The organism is Hymenobacter sp. UYAg731, from assembly GCF_054061335.1.
Genome location: NZ_JBSSEC010000002.1, coordinates 498,319 through 520,596, shown reverse-complemented (window position 1 = coordinate 520,596; position 22,278 = coordinate 498,319). Strand labels below are relative to the sequence as shown.

The 22,278-nt window shown below is 57.9% G+C and carries 18 protein-coding genes; 14 read left to right on the top strand and 4 right to left on the bottom strand.

From position 1 onward, the window contains the following. Positions 1-127 precede the first annotated feature (127 nt). Complete coding sequence (locus ACVWYF_RS06685; RefSeq protein ID WP_457065904.1) at positions 128-1,186, top strand: toxin-antitoxin system YwqK family antitoxin; 1,059 nt, start codon at positions 128-130, stop codon at positions 1,184-1,186. 17 nt (positions 1,187-1,203) lie between these two features. Here the strand turns inward: ACVWYF_RS06685 and ACVWYF_RS06680 are convergent, their stop codons facing one another. Continuing rightward, positions 1,204-1,563, bottom strand: a complete 360-nt coding sequence (locus tag ACVWYF_RS06680; RefSeq protein WP_457065902.1) for a YraN family protein — start codon at positions 1,561-1,563, stop codon at positions 1,204-1,206. A 162-nt stretch (positions 1,564-1,725) separates the two neighbouring features. Between ACVWYF_RS06680 and lipB the strand changes: the two genes are divergently transcribed. The 10 genes from lipB to porN all read left to right on the top strand — a co-directional run bounded on the left by lipB (position 1,726) and on the right by porN (position 12,285). Then, positions 1,726-2,523, top strand: coding sequence for a lipoyl(octanoyl) transferase LipB (gene lipB / locus ACVWYF_RS06675; RefSeq protein WP_457065900.1), 798 nt, complete (start codon positions 1,726-1,728; stop codon positions 2,521-2,523). 76 nt (positions 2,524-2,599) lie between these two features. Next, complete coding sequence (locus tag ACVWYF_RS06670) at positions 2,600-3,019, top strand: hypothetical protein (protein ID WP_457065898.1); 420 nt, start codon at positions 2,600-2,602, stop codon at positions 3,017-3,019. A 56-nt stretch (positions 3,020-3,075) separates the two neighbouring features. After that, positions 3,076-4,158: an MraY family glycosyltransferase gene (locus tag ACVWYF_RS06665; protein ID WP_457065896.1), complete on the top strand. Its 1,083-nt coding sequence runs from the start codon at positions 3,076-3,078 to the stop codon at positions 4,156-4,158. Positions 4,159-4,195: 37 nt separating this feature from the next. Continuing rightward, entirely contained in the window at positions 4,196-5,365 is a 1,170-nt protein-coding gene (locus tag ACVWYF_RS06660) for a DUF4271 domain-containing protein (protein ID WP_457065894.1), read from the top strand. Positions 5,366-5,440: 75 nt separating this feature from the next. Next, positions 5,441-6,250 carry a uroporphyrinogen-III synthase gene (locus ACVWYF_RS06655; protein ID WP_457065892.1) on the top strand — a complete coding sequence of 270 codons (810 nt, stop codon included), beginning with the start codon at positions 5,441-5,443 and terminating at the stop codon, positions 6,248-6,250. 131 nt (positions 6,251-6,381) lie between these two features. Continuing rightward, positions 6,382-7,443, top strand: coding sequence for a PorP/SprF family type IX secretion system membrane protein (locus ACVWYF_RS06650; protein ID WP_457065890.1), 1,062 nt, complete (start codon positions 6,382-6,384; stop codon positions 7,441-7,443). A 248-nt stretch (positions 7,444-7,691) separates the two neighbouring features. Then, entirely contained in the window at positions 7,692-8,711 is a 1,020-nt protein-coding gene (porK, locus tag ACVWYF_RS06645; RefSeq protein WP_457065888.1) for a T9SS ring complex lipoprotein PorK/GldK, read from the top strand. Between the two features lie 83 nt (positions 8,712-8,794). Beyond that, positions 8,795-9,601 (top strand): type IX secretion system motor protein PorL/GldL, encoded by an 807-nt coding sequence (gene porL, locus ACVWYF_RS06640; protein WP_457065886.1) that lies wholly within the window; start codon positions 8,795-8,797, stop codon positions 9,599-9,601. Positions 9,602-9,653: 52 nt separating this feature from the next. After that, positions 9,654-11,255 (top strand): type IX secretion system motor protein PorM/GldM, encoded by a 1,602-nt coding sequence (gene porM / locus ACVWYF_RS06635; RefSeq protein WP_457065884.1) that lies wholly within the window; start codon positions 9,654-9,656, stop codon positions 11,253-11,255. Between the two features lie 58 nt (positions 11,256-11,313). Further along, entirely contained in the window at positions 11,314-12,285 is a 972-nt protein-coding gene (gene porN / locus ACVWYF_RS06630; RefSeq protein WP_457065882.1) for a type IX secretion system ring subunit PorN/GldN, read from the top strand. 109 nt (positions 12,286-12,394) lie between these two features. Here the strand turns inward: porN and uvrC are convergent, their stop codons facing one another. The 3 genes from uvrC to porW form a co-directional block, all read right to left on the bottom strand. Then, positions 12,395-14,239 (bottom strand): excinuclease ABC subunit UvrC, encoded by a 1,845-nt coding sequence (gene uvrC / locus ACVWYF_RS06625; RefSeq protein ID WP_457065880.1) that lies wholly within the window; start codon positions 14,237-14,239, stop codon positions 12,395-12,397. Positions 14,240-14,381: 142 nt separating this feature from the next. After that, entirely contained in the window at positions 14,382-16,721 is a 2,340-nt protein-coding gene (locus ACVWYF_RS06620; protein ID WP_457065878.1) for a penicillin-binding protein 1A, read from the bottom strand. An 85-nt stretch (positions 16,722-16,806) separates the two neighbouring features. Next, positions 16,807-20,211 (bottom strand): type IX secretion system periplasmic lipoprotein PorW/SprE, encoded by a 3,405-nt coding sequence (porW, locus tag ACVWYF_RS06615; protein ID WP_457065876.1) that lies wholly within the window; start codon positions 20,209-20,211, stop codon positions 16,807-16,809. A gap of 172 nt (positions 20,212-20,383) precedes the next feature. Here porW and ACVWYF_RS06610 point away from each other — a divergent pair, with 172 nt between their 5' ends. The 3 genes from ACVWYF_RS06610 to atpB are packed head-to-tail and all read left to right on the top strand — an operon-like array spanning position 20,384 to position 22,154. After that, entirely contained in the window at positions 20,384-20,617 is a 234-nt protein-coding gene (locus ACVWYF_RS06610) for an AtpZ/AtpI family protein (RefSeq protein WP_457065874.1), read from the top strand. A 28-nt stretch (positions 20,618-20,645) separates the two neighbouring features. Then, a complete protein-coding gene (locus tag ACVWYF_RS06605) occupies positions 20,646-21,050 on the top strand; it encodes a hypothetical protein (RefSeq protein WP_457065872.1) in 405 nt (134 codons plus the stop codon). A gap of 39 nt (positions 21,051-21,089) precedes the next feature. Continuing rightward, positions 21,090-22,154: a F0F1 ATP synthase subunit A gene (atpB, locus tag ACVWYF_RS06600; RefSeq protein WP_457065870.1), complete on the top strand. Its 1,065-nt coding sequence runs from the start codon at positions 21,090-21,092 to the stop codon at positions 22,152-22,154. Positions 22,155-22,278 lie beyond the last annotated feature (124 nt).

Sequence of the window (22,278 nt, the reverse complement as noted above, 5' to 3'; positions counted from 1 at the left end):
TGGCGCGGCGTGGGCGGCCACCAAGCTGGCGGGGTCGGTGTCCGTTTTTCTGTTTTAGCGCCGCGCTTGGTGGGCACCAAACGGGCCTACCTTTGCGTTGATGCCGCGAAAATATCCCGTGCGATTCATGCGTATTATTAGTCTGTGGCTCCGGCCGCTACGCTTTCTGGTCCTGGCCCTGGTGCTGCTCACGCTGCTGCCATGGGCCTGCACCCGCAAAGCCGTTTCCTTCAACAGCAACCCCGAGCAGCCTGCGTTGGCCGCGCTCGGCCTCGACACGCTCACCCGCCCCGGCGACTCGCTCAACGGCAAGCCCTCGCTCAGCACGGCCCGCAAGGTAGTGCTCACCAAAGAGCAGGAAAAAGCCGCCAAGGATGCCGAGAAGGACACCCAGCGCAAATCGAAAAAGAAGAAGAAAAACGTCTTCCTGGGCGAGAAGATGAAGCGGGCTTTCACCAAGACCGGCCCCAAGGGACGCAACCAGATTATTGAGATTTTCTACTTCCTGAAGTATCCGAAAACCGTCAATTCCTACGCCCCGGCCCACTATTACTACGACACCAAGAAGCACAGAATCCTGAAGCTGGCCGCCGTAGAAGAGGACGCCGCCAACCTGAAAATCCTGCACGGCCCCTACAAGAAAATGCAGAACAATAAGGTGCTCGAAACCGGCTACTACGCCCTCGGCACCCGCCACCTGCGCTGGGAGCGGTTCGATAAAAACGGCGTGCTGCTGGCCAAAACCCACTACGAAATGGGTTTCCCGCGCGATGCCAACGTGAGCTACTACGGCGAAGACCGGGGCAAAATCAACGAGGTGGTGCCCTACGTAAACGGCAAGCTGGAAGGCGATTATGCCAAATTTCTCATCAACGGCCAGCCCGACTGGCGCGGCCAGTTCGAAAACGGCAAGCGTGTGGGCATCTGGACCAAATACTGGGGCTTTCTTGGCCGCCGTCGCTACGAGTACCAGTACGCCGAAACGGGCTATGACCCCGAAGTGACCGAACCTGAATTAATACGTGAATACGCTCGCGGCGCTAAGCTCATTTACGATAAGGAAAAGAATATAGACCTGCGCGGCCAGCCCGAAGCCGCAGACCGGCCCGGTGCCACGCGCCGCCCTGGCTACACGCCTCGCCCCGTTTACAAGGCTCCCACCAAAGTGCAGCCCAAGAAGAAGTAGCACCGGCCAGGGAGCTTCTAATAAAACGCGTCCTCGAAGTGCTCGATGCGGAAGCCCTGTCTGAGCAAGGTGAGGGCCACAATGTCGAAGCGGATGTCGCCGCGCCAGTCCAGTTCTTCTTGCAAGTGCGTGGCCGCGAGCCGGAAAAGCTCCTTTTTGCGGGCCGATACAAATGTTTCGGGCGGGCCGAACTGGCCCGAGGAGCGGGTCTTGACTTCCGCGAATACCAGCAGCTCGGTGCCGCGCCGCAGCACCAGGTCCACCTCGGCCCGGCCGTGGCGGTAGCCGCGGGCCAGCACCTCGTAGCCCTGGGCCAGAAAATGGTTGGCGGCGGCCGTTTCGCCGGCCTGGCCTAGTTCGTGAGGGGCGTGGGCCATGAGCGGGTAACAGGCGAAAGTTGAGGCAGAAACAGTAGGAGAGGAGGCCGACTGCGGTGCAAGCTAGCGGTTTGGCCGGCGCACGCCAACAACTATGCAATGGTTCAGGCCAAAGCTTACGGCGCTTAGTACCTTTGTGTCCAGTTTCATCAACCCCAACCCATGGCCTCCTTCGTAGAACAGTTCCCCCCGCAACTGCTCGACGCCGCCGCTCCCGACGACGCCCACCCCGCTCCCAACCGCTTGCTGCACGTACAGCGCCTGGGCCTGGTCGACTTCGTGCCTACCTGGCAGCTCCAGGAGCAGCTCATGGATGCCACCCTGGCCATAAAAGTCCGGAACCGCGCAGCCGAAACCTCCGGCGAGGCCCCGCAGCCCACGCCCAACCACCTGCTGCTCTGCGAGCACCCGCACACCTACACCCTAGGCAAAAGCGGCAAGCCCGAGCACCTGCTCCTCGACGAAGCCGCCCTCGCGGCGCACGAAGCCAGCTTCCACCGCATCAATCGCGGCGGCGACATCACCTACCACGGCCCCGGCCAGCTGGTGGGCTACCCCATCCTCGACCTCGACAACTTCCGGCCCGATATCCACTGGTACCTGCGTGTGCTGGAAGAAGCCGTCATCCGTACCCTGGCCGACTACGGCCTGAACGCCGGCCGCATTGCCGGCCTCACCGGCGTATGGCTCGACTGGGAAGAAGGCGCGCCGAACCCGCGCAAAATCTGCGCCCTCGGCGTGAAGTGCAGCCGCTGGGTCACGCTCCACGGCTTCGCCCTCAACGTCAACCCCGACCTCTCGTACTTCGGCCACATCGTGCCCTGCGGCATCACCGACAAAGCCGTGACCTCTCTGGCACAGGAGTTGGGAAGCGCCCGGTCAGTGTCCGTATCGGAAGTGCAGGAGCGCCTGCTGCCCCACCTGCTGGCGCTGCTTGGTGCTGCCGCTACTACCAATTAAGTGCCCGCGCCCTATACCGGCCGATAACCCCAAAAAATCCGTCTCAATCCGTTAAAATCAGTTAAGTCCGCGGTCCGTGAAGCAAGATATTTCTTTTGACCCCGTAGAAGGCGTTTCGGTAGCCGTAGTGCCCGCCGAGGACCATGCCGTCACGCCCGACGGTCAGCCCATCTGGCAAGTTTACTTGCTCAATCACAATGCTTTCCCGCTGGAGAATGTCATTGTAAACGCCAACGGCTACAGCCAGCCCGAAGACGGCGAGAAAGTCCGCACCTCCACCCTGCGCTACCTTTTCGAGGAAGTGCCCCCCCACTCCGCCGTGCCCATCGAGCCCCTGGATTCGGCCCTGCTGCACCTCAACAACCAGTATTGGGTGAGCTATTACCACGGCCCCAAAATCTTCGACAAGAAATTCATCTTCGTGCCTGACTCCATCGTGCCCGACAACTTCACCCACATTGCGCTCCTCGACCGGGTGGGCGTATTGCATAGCTAAATGCGTTGCGCTGGCGGCCAGCCCGCGCTGCTCTCTGTTCTCTTACTGTATTGTCTATGAGTCATTTCAATATTCCACTAGGCCTGTCCTGGATGTGGGCGCTGCTGGTGTCCCTGTTTGCGGTGCCGTCCATCATCTACATTGCTCACCTCAAAAACATGCTCGATACGCCCAACGGCCGTACCGTGCATCAGTCGCTCACGCCGCGCCTGGGCGGGGTGGCCGTGTTTGCGGGCTTCATGTCGGCCCTCACCATCTTCGCGCCCCTCGAAAACGGCGTGAAGGAGCTGCTGGCCGGCTGCATCATCCTGTTTTTTGTGGGCCTGAAGGATGACCTGGTGGGCATGTCCGTCTCCAAAAAATTCGTGGGCCAGCTCCTGGCCACCGGCATCGTGATGATAATGGCCGACGTGCGTCTCACCAGCTTCCAGGGCATTCTGGGCATCGGTATGCTGCCGGTAGGTATCAGCTACGCCTTCACCTTCTTCGTGATTGTGGGCATCACCAATGCCATCAATCTCATCGACGGCCTCGACGGCCTGGCCGGCACCATGGTGCTCATTATTTGCAGCACATTTGGTTATTATTTTTACCAGTACGGCGGTGCCAGCTATGGCAACTACGCCTACGTGGCCGTTTGCCTCATTGGCGGCCTGCTGGGCTTCCTGCGCTACAACTTCCACCGCGCCCCCATTTTCATGGGCGACACCGGCTCGCTCGTGTGTGGCTTCATCGTGTCGGTGCTGGCCATTCAGTTCATCGAAATGGGCCTGCGGGTAGGCCAGCCGTTTGGCTCCTCGTCGCCATCAGTAGCCGTGGGCATCCTGTTTGTGCCCCTGTTCGATACGCTGCGCGTGTTCTCGCTGCGCATGGCCGCCGGCAAGTCGCCCTTCTCGCCCGATAAAAACCACATCCACCACCGCATCCTGGCCATGGGCTTTCAGCAAATCAGCACCGTGCTGCTGCTGGGCCTCCTCAACATCCTGGTCACGCTCTCCGTCATCCAGTTCGCCTATCTCGGCAACACCGTGCTTATCATCGCCCTGGCCGTATTTTCTGCCCTGCTGAGCATCTTCTTCGGAGTGTACCAGAGCCGTATTTCCCGCCGCCAGCTGATGGCCACCGAAAGCGCCAATTAGTAGTTCTTTATCAATGAAAAACCAGGGCTTGTGGCGCATGCGGTGGCTGCTCGCCGTTGGGCTGTGGCTGGCTTGCACAGCCCGCCCCGCACCCGTGCGTGCCAGCGAGTACCACCAGTTGCCGCCCGCTTCCCCCACATCCCTTTCCACCGACTGGCTCATCCACGACGCCGGCCGCAACCGGTTGATTTTCTACCTGCCCGGCTATCACCAGCCGGCCCACGCCTACTACCAGTGGGTGCGCGTCAGCCACACGCAACCCTTCCCGCTCTCCTTCGCCGCCCAGCGCGGCCTGAGCTTGTTTGTTGATAATCAACTAATATTTACGGCCCGCACGGCTGGGAACTATTCGCTCGACCTGGCCCGGCTGCTGCCACCCAACCTCCCTTCCAGCAAACACCTGCTCGCCGTGTGGCAGCCCGATGGTTCCCCAGTACTGGCTTCGTTCTCGGGCGTGAGCAGCATCCCTGCCGGTGCCAGCCCGTCGGCCAAAGCCAGCACCGGCCAGGCCCAGCCCCGCCTGCCCGGTCCCCAGGGCCAGAACGTTTACTTGGGCTTTCTCCTCGTCTTGGGCCTGTCCTACGGGGCTGTTCGCACCACCTATCAGCCCGGTATGGCGCGTATCTTTCAGCTTGATGAGCTATTTGGCCGCAACAGCGACCAGCAGGCTTTCCTGACCAAGCCGGCCTTCTCGCTGCTCAACCTATTACTGGTTCTGCTCTTTGCCCTGTCGTTTGCGCTGCTGCTCACCGCCATCCATACTGACCTGCAAAACCTCCCCCTGCTCCGCCGCTTCTTCGATGTTCCCGAAACGGCCATCGTGGCCCGGGTGCTGCTCTATACGGCCGTTATCACCACCTTCGTTTTTGGCAAGTACCTATACGTCAAAATCATGGGCTTTATTTTTGGCCTAGAGCCACTGGCCGACATTCAGTACCGCGAGTTTCTGCGCACCACCTTGTTGGCCGGTTTGTTTCTGCCGCTGGTACTGCTGCTCTACCTCAGTCTCAACGGCAACTGGCCCCATCCCGTGGCTTGGGCCGCTAGTGCGGCCATTGGCGTTTTGCTGGTCGGCGCGGTGCTGCGGGTGGCCCATACCCTGCACCACCACGCCTCCCTCCTGAATCTACATTTGTTTGCCTATCTTTGTGCTACTGAAGTACTGCCTTTGCTGGTTTTACTTAAACTTATTGTTTTTACGTATTGATTGTCCTCATCCGGCAGCTTCGTTCAGACCCATTCATTTCTCTTATTGTCCTAAGCATTACCCTTTCCTTCCTGTATGGCCGATAGTGCAGATAAGCCGGGCACAGGCCGGCATGCCAAGCGCATAAGCAGCATTCTGGTTACCCAGCCCAAGCCCACCACCGACGTTTCCCCCTACTTTTCCATTGCCGAGAAATACGGCATTCAAGTGGATTTTCGGGAGTTTATTGATGTGCAGCCCGTATCCTATAAGGATTTCCGCCGCGATAAAGTCAATATTCTGGAGTACACGGCCGTAATCTTTACGAGCCGGAATGCCGTCGACCACTTCTTCCGCATTTGTCAGGAAGCCAAGCTGGAAATGCCGGCAGAAATGAAATACTTCTGTATTTCTGAACAGACCGCCAATTACCTCCAGAAGTACATCGTGCTGCGCAAGCGCAAGCTGTTCGTCGGCGAGCGTACCGCGGCCGATTTGTTCGACGTCATCAAGAAGCACAAAGGCGAGAAGTTCTTATATCCCTGCTCCGACATCCGCAAGGATGACCTGCCGGTTTTCATGCGCGCCAACAGCCTCAAGTTTTCGGAGGCCGTTATCTACCGAACCGTTGCCAGCGACCTCTCCGACCTCTCGGACGTGAAGTACGACTGCATTGCGTTTTTCAGCCCTTCCGGCATCAGCTCGCTGTTCATCAACTTCCCCGATTTCGTTCAGGACGGTACCCGCATTGCCGCCTTTGGTCCGACTACGGCTAAAGCCGTCATCGACGCGGGTCTTATTCTCGACATCGAAGCGCCCCATCCCAACGCGCCGTCCATGACCGGGGCCATCGAAGCCTACATTCGGCGGCATGCCCAAACTGACGTCGGAAAGGCCAATGCTTGAAAGGGCTGACCCAACGTATCCTTCCTGTAAGCAACTGAGAACCGGCGCAACCCACCATTGCGCCGGTTTTTTTTGCCCAAGTTTTTTAGAGACGGTTTTTCCCTTACATTTGGAAGCTGTTCTTCTACATCGTGCCCACCCCGCACTTTCTCGCACATCCACCTCTCTCTCCTTCACCATCACCACCCCGCCTTATGAAAGGAACGTTACTCGTTACTCTGCTGCTCACGGCTGCAGCTGGCTCGGCGCTTGCCCAACAGCAGCCCCAGTTCACGCATTACGGCTTGAATGGCATGTATTTAAACCCGGCCTATGCCGGTATTAAAGGTCAGGGAGAAGTCAACCTCATCGGCCGTTATCAGTATTACAACTACAACGGTACCTTCGACGGCAACAACGGTTCGCCACGCACGGGTATGATTACGGTTTCGCTGCCCGTTCTGGCGCTCAACGGCGGGGTTGGCCTGGCCGTGTACTACGACCAAGTAGGCCAGTCGAAAATGACCAATACGGCCCTTTCCTACTCGCAGCACGTCAAGCTGGGCTCCGGCAAGTTGGGCTTCGGCATTCAGGGTATCTATACTTACCTGAGTAAAGGTACCTATATTGCCATCGATGCGAATGACGTGAACGTGCCCAGTGGCGCTTCCGACAGCAAGTTCGATGCCGGTGCCGGTATCTGGTATGAGGCGCCAAAGTTCTATGCTGGCCTCAGTGTCAATAACCTGCTGCGCTCGGAGTACTCCTTTAAAAGCGCGGGCACCGCTGGCACTCCCAGCAAATACATCGCGGAAAATCATGCCTACTTCACGGCTGGCTACAATATTGAGGCTTCCTCTTCCGTTGTCGTAACTCCCATGGTACTAGCCAAAGCGGTACTGCCGGGCGATTTTTCCAGCTCCAGCAAATTTAACAACTCTAAGAACTACTCTTTCGAAGGTGGCGTTCGTGCCACCATTGATGATAAGTATTGGATTGGTGCCAACTATCGCACCGAGGAATCCGTTTCGGGACTTGTTGGCCTAAGCTTTGCAAAGGATAACGCCGTGCGTCTGGGCTATGCGTTTGACTTCATTGCTTTTAACCAGGATGCCCGGGCATTCAGCTCGCACGAAATTATGCTCTCCTACCGCTTGCCCAAAGCGACGATTAATACCCGGCCAGCCATTCGCACGCCTCGTTATAGCTTCTAATTTTCCTATTTTCTTATCTTGTACTCAGGATGAGCATTATCCTATTCAGTTAGGATAAATTTTAGTCGGCCTCGCAAAGAATAAAACGGATTAACCGAGTTATTTACGCTATTCAGCGTGTTTACCCTCAATTTGGTCGCCTTTTACGAAAGGCAGGTATTGCACCGCGACCTAAAAAAGTGTAGATTTGCCTGCCCATCCAAATGTACTTTAGCGGTATCGGCAATTAAACAGAATTTCTAACTCTCATGAACAAGCTTCTAGCAATATCCCTTTTCGCTATTTCCGGGGCATTATTAGGCGGGTGTGGATTTGGCAAAGGCCCTACGGGTGACCTGGTTGGCTCCGAAGACCGTCCATTCTTCAATCCTCAGGAAGTGCCATTCGGAATGGTACCCTGCCCAGGAGGCACGTTTCACATGGGCCAGACCGACCAGGACATTTCTGCTTCAATGGTGAACATGAACAAGCAGGTGACTATCGCCGGCTTCTACATGGACGAAACGGAGATTACCAACAACGAGTACCGCCAGTTCGTCGATGCCATCAAACAGGACTCTTTGGATGTCTTGGGCGAAGAGTACGTGATGACCGAGCTCTACCCCGATACCACGGTATGGGTGCGCGACTTCACCTACCACATGGGTGACCCGCTGCTGGAGTATTATTACACGCACCCTGCATTTGACGACTATCCGGTAGTTGGGGTTGATTGGTTTGCTGCCAAATATTTCTGCAACTGGCGCACCAAGTTCCGCAATGCTGCCCGCGAAGAAACCGGTTCCGCCAACGACCCGAACTTCCGTCTGCCCTCCGAGGCTGAATGGGAGTATGCCGCCCGTGGCGGCCGCGATTTGGCTACCTACCCCTGGGGTGGTCCTTACCTGCGCAACAGCAAGGGCTGCATGCTTGCTAACTTCAAGCCTGGCCGTGGCGATTACGCTTCCGATGGCTTCGCCTATACTTCTGAGGTTGGCTCATTCTTCCCCAATGATTTTGGCCTGTATGACATGGCCGGCAACGTGGCGGAGTGGTGCGATGATGCTTACATGGAGGCTTCGGTACCGGTGGTTTGGGACTTGAACCCGACAAACCCGGACGACAACGAGCCCCGCAAAGTAGTGCGTGGTGGTTCGTGGAAAGACATTGCTTACTTCCTCGAAACCGGTACCCGCAACTTCGAATACCAGGATTCGGCTCGTTCTTACATCGGTTTCCGGTGTTCAATGATTCAAATCGGGATGGGCACGAACAGTTCCCTTAACTAAAATTTTCAAACGGCTGACGCCATATTTTAACCACCCTCCCCCTTCTAACACCTTACTTCAACCCCTTTCAATCGTTTATCCTCATGGCAGCTAAAAGTTTTCTCTATGACACGCTGATGCCCAAAATCTATGGCCTCGGTGCAGCAGTTGTAATTGTCGGTGCATTGTTTAAAATTGAGCACTGGGCTGGTGCTGACCAGATGTTGATTGTGGGCCTGGGTACTGAAGCCGTTATTTTCGCTTTGAGTGCTTTCCAGCCAGTAGCTCACGAGCATGATTGGGCACTGGTTTACCCCGAGCTGAATGACGGCTACGACCCTTCGACCAGCGGCCGCCAGGTAGGTGGTGCCAGCGATGCCAAAGGCCTGACAATGAAGCTGGACGATATGCTGAAAAATGCTAACGTAACGCCGGAAGCCCTCACTAGCTTGGGCCAGGGCCTGAACCGCCTCAGCACCACCACTTCGCAGATGTCGCAACTGGGCGAGGCTGCTAACGTGACCGACGAGTACACCAAAAAAGTACGCTCGGCTGCTGATTCGCTCGACAAAATCAACGTGGCTTACGGTAATACGGTAGAAGCTATTTCGGCCATGTCGAATGCCACTTCAGATGCCAAAGAGTACCACATGCAGGTACAGAACGTGACCAAGAACCTGGGCGCGCTGAATGCCGTGTACGAAATGGAATTGCAGGATGCCAACACGCACCTGAAATCCATGAACCAGTTCTACGGTACGCTCAGCCACGCCATGGAGAACATGACGCAGGCCGGCAAAGACACCGAGCAGTTCCAGAAGCAAGTAGCCGACCTGACGGGCAACCTGACTTCGCTGAACCGGGTGTACGGTAACATGCTGAACGCCATGCGTGCCCCGGCTCAGGCCTAAGCACCAACTAGCGCATCAGATAGTTCTCATCCAATTTTAGCGGAAACAGATAATGGCAGGCGGAAAAGAAACCCCGCGGCAGAAGATGATTGGCATGATGTACCTCGTGCTGACCGCTCTTCTGGCGCTCCAAGTGAACTCAGCGATTCTGCTGAAGTTCAAGTTCATCGACGACAGCTTGATTGACGTCAATGGCAAAACGAACATGGCGGCAGATAATACTGTAAAAGGTATTCAGGCTGCTGTGGATAAGAACCACAACCTCGCCAGCGATGTGACGGTGTTGAAGCAAAGCGAAGAAATTCGGACCAAGACGAAGGCAATGATTGCCTATTTGCAGGATGTTCGCGACAAACTCATCGCTGGCACGGGCAACGTGAAGGGTGCGCCCGACTTTAAAGACCCTGATGCCAATAACAAAGTGATGCCAATCATGTTGGGCGGCAAAAAGAATGGATTGGCTTATCCGTTGAAGGCAGAGTTGAATAATTACTCGGCCTTCATTAAAACCTACGTGCCGAACGCGACTCCGCTGGCACTGGACGGCAAAGAAGATTCGCGGATTATCAATTCCAAGGAGCATACGACCATGGAGCAGCGCAACAAGGACTTTGCTGAGCTGAACTTTGAGAATACGCCTTTGGTAGCTGCCCTGGCAGTGCTGTCGCAAAAGGAAACAGCTGTGCTGAAGCTGGAAGCTGATGCGCTGTCGGAGCAGGCTAAAAAAGTAGGGGCAACCATCATTTCGTTCGACAAAATTGGTGCTTTCGCTAGCGCTGAGTCGAACACGGTGGCTGCTGGCACTAAGTACAAAGCAGAGTTGTTCCTGACTGCTTCGGCTACCGGTCTTCAGCAGAAAATGACGCTGAACGGTGGCCCGCTGGCAGTGGGCCCCGATGGCCATGGTAAGGTTGAATTCACGGCTCGTCCAGGCGGCTTTGATGCTTCTGGCAATGCCAAGGCTTCGTGGGAAGGTCGGATTAAATTCAACCAGAATGGCCGCGACACTACTTTCGTGGTGAAAGTGCCTTACACCATCACCAAGCCGGTGATGCAGATTCAGTCGGCTTCGGTGCAGGCGCTGTACTTCAAGTGCGGCAACAAGCTGAACGTTTCGGTACCCGCGCTTGGTGCTCAGTATAAGCCTAGCTTCTCGGCTTCGGGTGCTTCGGCCATTCAGGGTGCTAAGGTTGGTGATGTAACGCTGATTCCGAACTCGAAAGAGGTAACCCTGAACGTGAGCAGCGGTGGCAATGCCATTGGCTCGCAGACGTTCCAGGTGCGCCCCATTCCTAAACCTACCATTGAGTGCTGGGTGGGCGGCCGTCAGGCCAACGAGAAGCAGGGTACCCCCGGTACGGCTGTGCGCTCGCTGAACTTGCGCGCTATCCCAGATGCTGGTTTTGCCACCTTCCTGCCCGATGATGCGAAGTTCCGCGTGTCGCGCTACGAGGTGACGCTGGTCCGTGGCCGTCGTCCTGCTTTGCAGACGAAGACGGTATCCGGCCCGCAGGCTGACCTGAGCGATGTGGTGAATGCCTACCGCGACGGCGACCGTCTGTACATCGAAGTGAAAGAAGTACAGCGCCAAACCTTCCAAGGTAACGTGGAGCCGGTAAGCGTTTCGAAACAGTTCAATATCCCGCTGCTATAATATCTACGCTGTAGTTACGTTAGCGAACTATCTTACAATCAATTTGCTTTTTCCCGTTATGAAATCCATTCACACCTTGGCCGCTGTCGCGGCGGGCCTGTCGCTTTCCCTGTCGGTTTCGGCCCAGGAGCAAGCCACTACGGCGAGCAGCACCGGTTCGCACCGGCCGATTCCGCCGTCGGACCAAATGTTCCGCAAGAGCATCTGGCGGCAGGTAGACCTGCGCGAGAAGCAGAACAAGCCGATGTTTTCTGAAGGCAAAGAAATCAGCCGGGTAATTCTGGAGGCGGTGAAGCGGGGTGAATTGCAGGCATACAAAAATGATTCGCTGACCTCTACGCTCAACCCGCAGGAAATATCGTCGAATATGTCATATGCCGATGAGGCAGTGAAATTGAGCGACGAAGAGAAGGCGGCTGGTTTCAGCCAGTCTGACTTGGGCGGTGGCGGTGATGACTGGGGTGCTCCTAAAAAGAAAACCACTGGTGCAAAGACCGTTCGTCAGCCCAAGATTGGGGCCAACGGTAAGCCGATGAAGGATAAGAAGGGCAAGACCATTTACGAAACCGTAGCGGTTGCCCCGGTAGCTCCGCCAGCCCCGCCAGCCAACGAATACCGGTACAAGGACCTGTATGAGATGGAATTGAAGGAGGACATGATTTTCGACAAGAAACGGTCGCGGATGTATCACGACATTAAGTCCATTGGTCTTTTTGTTCCTTCGACTTTGCCCGCCAACACTTCGGGGATTGAAAAGCCCATTGGCTACTTCAAGTACAGCGATTTGGTGAAGGTATTCCGCAACAATCCGCAGAATGCCATCTGGTTCAATGCCGAGAACGATGCGCAACACAAGAACCTTGCTGACGCGTTTGAGTTGTGGTTGTTCAACTCCTATATCACCAAGGTGTCGAACGCTGGCGACAGCCGTTTGGATGACATCTACGGTGGTGCCCAGCAAGGCATCCTGGCGGCTCAGCAGACGGCCGCTGACCTGATAGAGTACGAATACAACCTGTGGTCTTTCTAGGCCACGGATTGGCTATGACGAACTTTGTTTCGCTCGGATTTAAGCGGAGTACATGGATTTTGTAGTCGACTAAAAAGCCCCCCGCAGAGATGCGGGGGGCTTTTGCTTTTTACGATTGGGCGGTGGGAAGTTGGCGGGGAGGCATGGGGTGAGAGGGGGCTTCGTTTTCGGCGAAGTAGGCTTGGAGGATTCTGGCTTTGGCTTTGCCCACTTCGGCTACTAACTCCGGTTCAGTGAGCTCGCGGATTTTCTTGACGGACTTGAACTTGTTGAGGAGCTTTTCGGCGGTGACGGGGCCGAGGCCTTTGACGTCGGTGAGCTCGGTTTTGAGGGTGCCGGCGTCGCGCAGGGAGCGGTGGAAGGTGATGCCAAAGCGGTGGACTTCGTCGCGCATGCGCTGGAAGAGGCGCAGGGACTCGCTCCGCTTGTCGATGTAGATGGGGAGCGGGTCGTTGGGGACGTAGATTTCTTCGAGGCGCTTGGCGATGCCGATGATGGCAATCTGGCCCCAGAGGTTGAGGTCTTTCAGGGCTTTGACGGCCATGCTGAGCTGGCCTTTGCCGCCGTCGACGATGACTAATTGCGGGAGGCTGGCCCCTTCATCTACTAAGCGGCGGTAACGGCGGGAGACGACTTCGTACATGGAATCGAAGTCGTTGGGGCCGATGACGGTTTTGATGTGGTAGTGGCGATAGTCGCGCTTGCTGGGCTTGGAGTTGCGGAAGCAGACCATGGCGGCCACCGGGTTATCGCCCTGGAAGTTGGAGTTGTCGAAGCACTCGATGTGTTTGGGAAGCTCGGTGAGGCGCAGGTCCTTTTTGATGGTTTCCATGATGCGCACTTCGTTGCTGTCCTTGCTCTTCTCGTTCATGCTTTCCTTCTCCTTGCGGGCGTAAAGCACGTTTTTAATGGCCAGTTCGAGGAGCTTGCGCTTGTCGCCAATTTGGGGAACGGCGAGGTTCACGCCGGGCAGGGGCAGCTCAACGGCTACATTGGTGAGGATTTCCTTCGACTCGCTTTCGAACTCCTGACGCAGCTGCATGATGAGCGGGGCGAGAATCTCGGCATCCTCCTCGTCGAGCTTTTTAGTGACTTCGAGGGATTGGGTGAGGATGATGCTGCCGTTCATCACCTTCAAATAGGTGATAAAGCCCGATTTCTCGTTGCTGGCGATGGCGAAGACGTCGATGTTGGTGAGCGTATCGCTCACGATGGTGGACTTCGCTTGGAAGGCTTCGAGTTTATCGAGCTTAACCTTGAACTGGTGAGCCAGCTCGTACTGCATGTCCTGAGCGGCGGCGCTCATACGCTCGCGGAAATACTGTTTGGGGATGCGCAGGTCGCCGTTGAGGATGTTGCGGATTTGCTGGATATAGGCGTTGTAGGTGGCCTCGTCTTCCTTCGCCACGCAGGGGGCGTTGCAGTTGCCGATTTGCAGCTCCAAGCAGGGCTTGAACTTGCCGGCCTCGACGTTGGCCACGCTTAGGTTGTAGTTGCAGGTGCGCAGGGGGTAGAGGGCGCGGATGAGCTCCAGGAGCACGTTGAGGGCGGTGCCATTGGCGTAGGGGCCATAGTAGCGCGAGCCGTCGTTAATCTTGTTGCGGGTGGGGATGAGGCGGGGGAACCGCTCGTTGGTGAGGCAGAGGAAGGGGTAGGTTTTGCCGTCCTTCAGCAGGATGTTGTACTTGGGCTGGTGCTGCTTGATGAGGTTGTTTTCGAGTAGGAAGGCATCGGACTCAGAATCAACAATGGTAAACTCCAGGCGCTTGATGTTGCGGACCAGCGTCTGGGTTTTCTTGTTGTGGTCATTTTTGGTGAAGTAGCTGCTCACCCGCTTGCGCAGGTCGATGGCTTTGCCCACGTAGATGATGCCCTCGTCGTCGAAATACTTGTACACGCCGGGCTTGTGGGGCAGGGCGGTGATTTGGGCTTGCAGTTCGGGGTTGGCGGCCATAGCGCAGAGTTAGACGGATTCGGCGGAGGGTTGCGGCAAGGAAAAGGCCAGCAATTCAGCGTACGGAAATAACAAAAAATGACCGGCAAAAGTCGCCGGTCATTTTCGAAAAAGGGCAAACTGGAAGGATTTTTACCAACGATTAGATGTCCTTGTCGTCCAGGTCGCCGGCGTCGGGCACCTGCATTTTCTGGTCGGCGGGGATGGTGTCGCGCTGGCCGCCGTAGTAGCGCGAGCAGTCGATTTCGATGCTGAGCGGGGCGGCGGGCTTGGGGAAGGGACCGGTGTTGATGCCGATGCTCTTGTCCTTGTACACCTTCTGCATGAAGAGGCCATAGAGCGGCAGGGCCTCGCGCGCGCCCTGGCCGTAGGTGCCGGTACGGAAGTGGATGCTGCGGTCTTCGCCGCCCACCCACATGCCGCACACCAGGTCGGGGGTGATGCCCATGAACCAGGCATCGGAGTAGTTGCTGGTGGTGCCGGTTTTGGCCCCGATTTCATACGGGAACTTGAAGCCGGTGTGCAGGATGGTGCTGGTGCCGCCGGGCTCGGTGGTGCTGGCTTGCAGCATGTTGGTCATGATGAAAGCCGTTTCTTCGCTGAGCACTTCCTTGGTCTGGGGCACGAACTCGCGCAGCACGTTGCCGTTCTTGTCCTCGATGCGGGTGACCATGATGGGGGTGGTATGTACGCCCTTGTTCACGAAGGTGGAATACACGCCGCACAGCTCAAAAATGCTGCAATCGGAAGTGCCGAAGCCCATGGAGGGCACGGCATCGACGGGCGAGGTGATGCCAAGGCGCTTGGCGTAGGTGGCGATGGTTTCGGGGCCGAGCTTCATCACCAGCCAGGCCGTGATGGAGTTCATGGAGCGGGCCAGGGCCTGCCGCAGCGTGAAGGTGCGGCCCGAGAAGTTGCCCTCGAAGTTGTGGGGCGTGTAGGCGGCGCGGCCGGCCACGGCCGGGAAGGTGGTGGCGATGTCGGGGCGCGGGTAGCAGGGTGAGTAGCCCTGGTCGATGGCCGCCGCGTACACGATGGGCTTGAACGTGGAGCCCGGCTGGCGCTTGCCCTGGCGAACGTGGTCGAACTTGAAGAACTTGTAGTTGGGGCCGCCCACCCAGGCTTTAATCTGCCCATTGAGGGGGTTCATGGCCATGAAGCCGGCCTGGAGGTAGCGCTTGTAGTATTCGAGCGAGTCGTAGGGCGACATCAGCATCTCCTTTTCGCCCTGCCAGGTGAAGACCGGCATCTTGTATTTGTGGTGCAGGTAGTAGTTCACCGAGTCGCGGTTGCCGTCGTACTGGGCCATCAGCGACTTGTAGCGCTGGGTGCGGCGCATGGAATTCACCAGGAAATTGGGGATGATTTTGCCGTTCTCATCGCGCCAGGGCAGCTGGCCTTTCCAGTGCTGCGAAAACCACTTCTGTTGCAGCGTCATGTGCTCGGCCAGCGACTTCTCGGCGTACTGCTGCATCCGCGAGTCGATGGTGGTATAGATTTTCAGGCCGTCGGCGTACAGGTCGTGGTCGGTTTCTTTGGCCCAGCTGATGAGCGACTTCACCACCTCGGCCCGGAAATAGGGGGCCAGGCCCTTGCTGGGGTTCTCCACGGAGTAATGTAGCACAATGGCCTTGGCGGTATCCTGGGCCAGCTCGGCGGTGGTGATGTAGTTCGACTTGGCCATCTGGCGCAGCACCCAGTTGCGGCGCTTGCGCGAGCGGTCGGCGTGTACCACGGGGCTGAAGCGACCGGGCGCGTTCACAATGCCCACCAGGGTGGCGGCCTCGGGCGTGGTCAGGTTTTTGGGCGACTTATTGAAGAACGTCTTGGCCGCCGTGTTGATGCCGAAGGCGTTGGAGCCGTACTCCACGGTGTTGAAGTACATCCGGATGATTTCGCGCTTCGTGTAGTTGCGCTCCAGCCGGATGGCCAGAATCCATTCTTTCGTCTTCGTTATGAGCAGGCCCAGCTTGCCGGTGCCGTTCAGGGTGCCGTCGTTGAGGTCGCCCCGAGTGCGGAACAGCACCTTGGCCACCTGCTGCGTGAGCGTAGAGCCGCCGCCATTGTGCGAGAAGGTAAGCACGCCGGTCACGGCCCGCATCACGCTCTTGGCATCGATGCCCGAATGCTGCTCGAAGCGTACGTCCTCGGTGGCGATGAGGGCGTCAATCAGGTTCTGCGGGAGGTCCTTGAAATCGACCGGCGTGCGGTTCTCGCGGAAATACTTGCCCAGCAGCACGCCATCGGCCGAATAAATTTCGGAGGCCAGCTCCGAGCGCGGGTTTTCGAGACTTTTGAGGTTGGGCATGCGTCCGAACAGGTTCAGGAAGTTGCCGCTCACGGCTAGCACAAACAGCGCCAGGCCCACTACGCCCACACCAAACAACAGCCACATGGTGCGCACAAACGCCGTAAACCGCCCCGAACGGGCCGGTTTCAGAGGCTGGGGCTTGGGACGGCGAGCAGGGGGGGAAGTGGGCATGGGAATCAAAAACGGAATTATTCAGCAAAAATAAAGCCCCCGGCCGCGCCGGAGGCTCTAAAGCATTATTCAGCACGACAAACGGCTACTTGTAAGCACGCTGATAGAAGCTCAAATACCCAGCCAAATCGCCGCTGCTCTGGAGCAATGCTAGGTTTTCGGGGCTAATTACCAAGGTTTGGTAGCCCGCCCCGCGCAGCTTGGCCAGCGGCGACTGCGGCCCGCGCAGCTTAGTGGCGTAGCTCTGGGCCACTTTGGCCCAGGGCAGTGTTTTCACGACCACCAGCTCCTGGTCGGCTCCCAGCGTCAGGGATTCTACGGTCAGGTTATTGGCTTTGAAGAAGCGGCTGTTGTAGGTGCTCAGTTGAGCCGCCAGCCCCGTGATAGCGGGTGAGTCTTTCGGAAACACCAGTACCACCGTGTGCGGACTATTTAGCTGGGTGGTGTACGCCACGGCTGGGGCCGAAGAAGCCGTGCTGGCTCCGGCCGTGGTCGTGGCTGCCGTGGCGGAAGTTGTAGCAGCCGTGGTGCCCGGCGCAGGAGCGGTGGCACTAGGCGCAGCTGCCGTAGTACCAGGAGTAGCACCAGCAGCAGCAGCGGCTTTAGCGGCTGCAGCTTTGGCGGCGGCCTCATCCGCCAGTTGCTTGCGAGTGGGCCGGCCTTTGCGAACCGGGGCGGCCGTTGCGGGAGTGGTGGCGGCCGGCGTATTGTTGATGGCCGCAGTAGTGACGGGCGCGGTACCGGGCGCAGGTGGGGGAGTAGTGGGGCTGCTACCAGCAGCAACTGGCAACGCGCCCGTAGTTGAAGTAACTGGTGCGGCGGCGGCCGCAGCCTTTTTCGCCGCTGCTTCATCGGCTAACTGCTTACGGGTAGGCCGGCCCTTACGCACCGGAAGGGCCGCAACGGGTGCCCCGCCCGGTGTGAGCGCGGGAACCGAATTGTTAGCCGGGGTAGCCGTCGGAGCATCTTTTGCGGCTGGCACTGCCGAGCCCGCTGCGCCAGCCGGAGCCGTTAGTTCCGATTTCGCACCCGGCACCGGCGCGGCCGGGGTAGTTGGCCCCAATAATTTGGCCGGACTGTCGCCCTCCCGGTACACAATACGCAACCGGTTATCGATTTCGCCGGGGCGGAAGATGGACACCACGGGCTTTTCAGTAGAAGCCAGTGCGCCGGCAATCTGGCCGTCGTCTTTCTTCTGGTAGGTAGCGGCCAACGCCTGAGCCTGCGGCACCAGCGGGCTTTCTGGGAAGTCCTTATAGAACTTCTCCACTGAGGAACGGGCCGTAAGCGGCGGTTGGGTCCGAATCACCAACAGGGTTTTCAGGTAGGCTACCCGGTCGCTGAGGTCACTCTTGGGATATTGCTGCTCGGTGCGCGCCAGCACGGCCGTGGCCTTGCGGAATTCCTGGTTTTTGTAGTAGGTAAAGGCCGAATCGACGCGGCTGGCCACGGCGTTGTGCAGGGCCAATTCGTGCTCCCGGTACAGCGGGTCGGCAATCAGCTTGGCGTAAAGCGACTGCGGAAACTCGCGTTGCAGCGCCGCCGCGTACTGCGCCGTTTTCACCGCGTCGGGCTTGTCTTTGTAGTAGAGGTACAGCAGGTAGTAGGCATCGGGGGCATGCTCGCCGCGCTCGTAACGGGTCACCTGCTTTTCGTAGGTTTCGAAGCCCTTTTCGCGCTCCTTCAATTGCTCTTTGTAGATGCCGCCCAGCTCGTACAGCGCCCCTTCCACCTGCCTGTCAGAAGCCGCCAGCTGGGCGGGCGTGGTGGGAATATCCTTGCGGTACTGCGCCAGCAGGGCATCCTTGGCCGCGTTGGGATTGGCGGCGGCGACCACGGCGGCCGAATCGGCCCGGCCGCTATTTACCCGCGTATTGTCATTGCCGGTCATCGACAACGGGACGCTGCCATTGGCAACCGTATTGGGCGAACTGCTGCTGCTCGCCCGGCTGGTGCGCCAGTTATCCTGCAACGGCCGGTCCTGCCATTTGCGGATAAAGTCCGCGCGGGCCGTGCCCAGCGTAGTTGGGTTGTCGAAGTACCACTGTGCCCCCGAGGCCACCGCCGTGGGGTCGAATGACAGCGGGTCGGGGCTGGGCGCGCCGCCGGGCAGGTTGTTGCCCAGGTCACTGCTGCTGGAGGTGGTGCGGCTGGCAAACTCGGCGGCGGCCGCTTGCTTCTTCTGCTGCGCCGCGAGGCGGTCGGCGGCTACTTTTTTAGCCGCCAGCTCAGCCTCGGCATAAGTATTGAGCTGTTGATTCAGCGCATCAGGGGCCAGCTTGGCTAAGGCCTGTAGGCTGTCCTGCGTTTCAATAATGGTGTACTGCTTGGCAAAATCCTTCAGAATACCACTGCGCTCCTTGATGGTAGCATATGTTTTGGCTTCCTTATTCAGGTTCTGCACCGTGCTGTCGTAGTACGCCGCCGCGAGGCGGTACTTCTGCAGGTTCTCGTAGTAGATGCGGCCGGCCAGCAGGTAGGTGTAGCTCTTCTGCAGGCGGTTGGTCGTCGTGGCTTTGACGGACTGGCGCAGCAGCTTCAGCGCCTCGGGGTAGTTCTTTTCGCGGTAATTCAGCCGCGCCATCTCGTAGTATATTTTGTCGCGGTAGTCCTTGTTCTTCGGGTCCTTCAGCAGGGCGGCGAAGTTCTTGTTCAGCTTCACGCGGTCGGCCGGGCTCAGGTCCGATACCTGCGGCAGCATCAGCTTGGCCTGAAAGTCCAGCTCGTACGGCGGGTTGCGGGCGATAATCTGGTCGAGTTGCTCGTAGGCCTTCTTGTTCTCGCCCGCATCCTGATAAAGCTGCGCCAGAATGTAGCGCGTACGCGACCGCTCGTTCTTGAACTCAATCAGCGGAATAGCCTTTTCCAGCTGCGGAATGGCCTTCGCCGGCTCCTCCGTGCGGATGTAATAGTCGGCCCGCGTCAGAAACAGTTGGCGGGCATCCTGCGGCAGCCCTTCCTCTTTGTCCAGCAGGTCCGACACCGCTTTAGCGCTTTCCAGCTCGCCCTGCGCCACAAACGTCCGCATCAGCCCAATCAGCGCCTCATGCTTGGCATTAGCGTCCTTGCTGGTCGAGTTCACATACTTGAACGTCTGGGCCGCGTCATCAAACTGCATCTGGTAAAACCGCGCCCAGCCTACCAGCACATAGGCATCATCAGTCCAGTCCGAGCCCGGCCGGTTCTGAATCGGCATCGAGGCCTTTTTGATGATGTCAGTCATATCGGCCCGGTTGGCCTTCACGCTGGCGCTGTCCAAAGTCGGGAACAGCGGCAGCGTCTGGTTATAGTCGTTCACGCGGGCGGCGTATAGCTTGTCCTCGGCCTCTTGCAGCTTCACGCGGGCCAGAAAGTAGGCGTTGTCGCGGGCGGCCACGTTGTTGAAGGCGTGGGCCACCAGGTTTTTGTCCGATGCGCAGCCCGCCGCCCCCATTCCCAGCAGGAAGGTGAGCAGCGCGGCCCAGCGATATGTCAGCGAATAATGTGTCAAAGTCAAAGCGAAGGAAAGGACGGCCCGGAGCAGCCGGAACGCCCAAAGCAGCCGGAAATGTTCGACGGCTCTGTCAGATAACGAAGCCGCACGGGTAAAATTACGTTTTTCCCCGGGCAAACGTAGCCCCGCCCGCGCCGTAACTTTGTCAACCGTCTTTCCCATCCCGCCGATGCCCACGCCCACTGACCCCCAGCCCACCGGCAACAATCGCCTGCAGGCCGTCATGAAGTACTCCGGCCTGGCCTTCCAGATGCTGGCCATCATCGGCGGCAGCGCCTGGCTGGGCACCTGGCTCGATGGGCGTTTTCATACCTCGCCCTGGCTCACCATCGGACTGCTGCTATTGGGCGTGTTTCTGGCCGTATTTCAGGTTATCCGCAGCCTCACCAAAGAGTCGCTGTAAGGCGCAGCCGAAACTTCTACTATACTCTATGCCCCGTTTCCTGCGCCAATTCCTAATCTTCACCACCGCGCTGGGCCTGCCCATCTACGTGCTGCAACGCCTCTACGGAACGGCCGTGATACACCCGCGCACCGGGCTCATTTTCGCCGTCATGGCCGCGCTCACTTACTTCGCCTACACCCTCACGGCGCGGCTCGTGGCCCGCTCGCCCGATAACCTCGGCATGGGCTACCTCATCGGCATGACGGTGCGGCTGCTGGTGTCGCTGGGCCTCGTAACGTGGCTGCTGGCGGACGGCATTGCCCGCGAGCCGCGGGGCATCTGGACCTTCCTCGGAGCCTTCTTCATCCTGTACTTTTCATGGGCTGGGTTTGAAATCTGGGCTACTTTGAGTAACTTGCGGCCGATTTCAGGAAAGCAAGTAGCGCAATGATAATGCGTTAGCCCGGAATCAGTCATTAATTAACTTTGAATGAAGCGTTTACTCTCGATTCTCCTTTGCTTCGTCTCTCTGTCCGTTTTTGCTAACGAACCCGCTGCCGAGGGCGCAAAGGCCGAAGGCTTCAATCCCGGTGAAATGATTTTGCACCACATCGGCGATTCGCACGAGTGGCATTGGCTGGCCACCGATACCGGCAACTTCACCACCTACCTGCCCATCATCGCCTACCGTCCCGGTAAGGGCGTTTCGGTGTTCTCCTCTGAGAAAATTTCCAACGGCGAAGGCGAAGCCAGCGGCAAGGAGTACGACGGCCTGAAGCTCGACCACGAAAGGCTCGTGAGCACCGACGGCAGCAAGCTCTACGACTTCTCCATCACCAAAAACGTGGCCGGCCTCATCGGCAGCGCCATCCTGATGCTCGTCGTGTTCACTCTTGTAGCCAGCGGCTACAAGAAGAACCACGGCCGCGCTCCCAAAGGCATCCAGTCGTTCTTCGAGCCCATCATCGTTTTCATCCGCGACGAAGTAGCCAAGAAAAACATCGGCCCCAAGTACGAGCGCTACATGCCGTACCTGCTCACCGTGTTCTTCTTCATCTGGTTCAACAACCTGCTGGGCCTCACGCCCGGCGCGGCCAACCTCTCCGGCAACATCGCCGTGACCATGGTACTGGCCCTGATGACCCTGGTTATCACCCTGGCTTCGAGCAACAAGTACTATTGGGCGCACATTTTCGCCACGCCCGGCGTGCCCAAACCGCTGTTGCCTATCATGATTATCGTGGAAGTAATTGGCATTTTCACCAAGCCCTTCTCACTCATGATTCGTCTGTTCGCCAACATCACGGCGGGCCACATCGTGGTATTGAGCTTTATCAGCTTGGTGTTCATCTTCAAATCGTGGGCCGTAGCCCCGGTGACCTTGGCTTTCGGTCTGTTCATCAACGTGCTCGAATTGCTGGTAGCCCTGCTGCAGGCCTTCATTTTCACGCTGCTGACCTCGATGTACATCGGCGGCGCCGTGGAAGACCACCACGATGCCGACCTGCAAATGGGCTACGACGACGGCTCGGCCTCGACCCACGTCGCCCACTAATCTGACTTAATTCGGCCGGGCGCTAGCCGCCCGCCAACTGGCTGTTTCGGCCAGACCGTGGCAATCCCCCCCTCCCCGCTACGGGACTGACGAACTTTTTCTTTTTCCCCTTTTTCCAATTTTT

Bases quoted from the DNA above. Each gene is read 5' to 3' on its own strand.
- ACVWYF_RS06685 (WP_457065904.1), top strand. From the start codon at position 128: ATGCGTATTATTAGTCTGTGGCTCCGGCCGCTACGCTTTCTGGTCCTG.
- ACVWYF_RS06680 (WP_457065902.1), bottom strand. From the start codon at position 1,563: ATGGCCCACGCCCCTCACGAACTAGGCCAGGCCGGCGAAACGGCCGCC.
- lipB (WP_457065900.1), top strand. From the start codon at position 1,726: ATGGCCTCCTTCGTAGAACAGTTCCCCCCGCAACTGCTCGACGCCGCC.
- ACVWYF_RS06665 (WP_457065896.1), top strand. From the start codon at position 3,076: ATGAGTCATTTCAATATTCCACTAGGCCTGTCCTGGATGTGGGCGCTG.
- ACVWYF_RS06660 (WP_457065894.1), top strand. From the start codon at position 4,196: ATGCGGTGGCTGCTCGCCGTTGGGCTGTGGCTGGCTTGCACAGCCCGC.
- ACVWYF_RS06655 (WP_457065892.1), top strand. From the start codon at position 5,441: ATGGCCGATAGTGCAGATAAGCCGGGCACAGGCCGGCATGCCAAGCGC.
- porK (WP_457065888.1), top strand. From the start codon at position 7,692: ATGAACAAGCTTCTAGCAATATCCCTTTTCGCTATTTCCGGGGCATTA.
- porL (WP_457065886.1), top strand. From the start codon at position 8,795: ATGGCAGCTAAAAGTTTTCTCTATGACACGCTGATGCCCAAAATCTAT.
- porM (WP_457065884.1), top strand. From the start codon at position 9,654: ATGGCAGGCGGAAAAGAAACCCCGCGGCAGAAGATGATTGGCATGATG.
- porN (WP_457065882.1), top strand. From the start codon at position 11,314: ATGAAATCCATTCACACCTTGGCCGCTGTCGCGGCGGGCCTGTCGCTT.
- uvrC (WP_457065880.1), bottom strand. From the start codon at position 14,239: ATGGCCGCCAACCCCGAACTGCAAGCCCAAATCACCGCCCTGCCCCAC.
- ACVWYF_RS06620 (WP_457065878.1), bottom strand. From the start codon at position 16,721: ATGCCCACTTCCCCCCCTGCTCGCCGTCCCAAGCCCCAGCCTCTGAAA.
- ACVWYF_RS06610 (WP_457065874.1), top strand. From the start codon at position 20,384: ATGCCCACGCCCACTGACCCCCAGCCCACCGGCAACAATCGCCTGCAG.
- ACVWYF_RS06605 (WP_457065872.1), top strand. From the start codon at position 20,646: ATGCCCCGTTTCCTGCGCCAATTCCTAATCTTCACCACCGCGCTGGGC.
- atpB (WP_457065870.1), top strand. From the start codon at position 21,090: ATGAAGCGTTTACTCTCGATTCTCCTTTGCTTCGTCTCTCTGTCCGTT.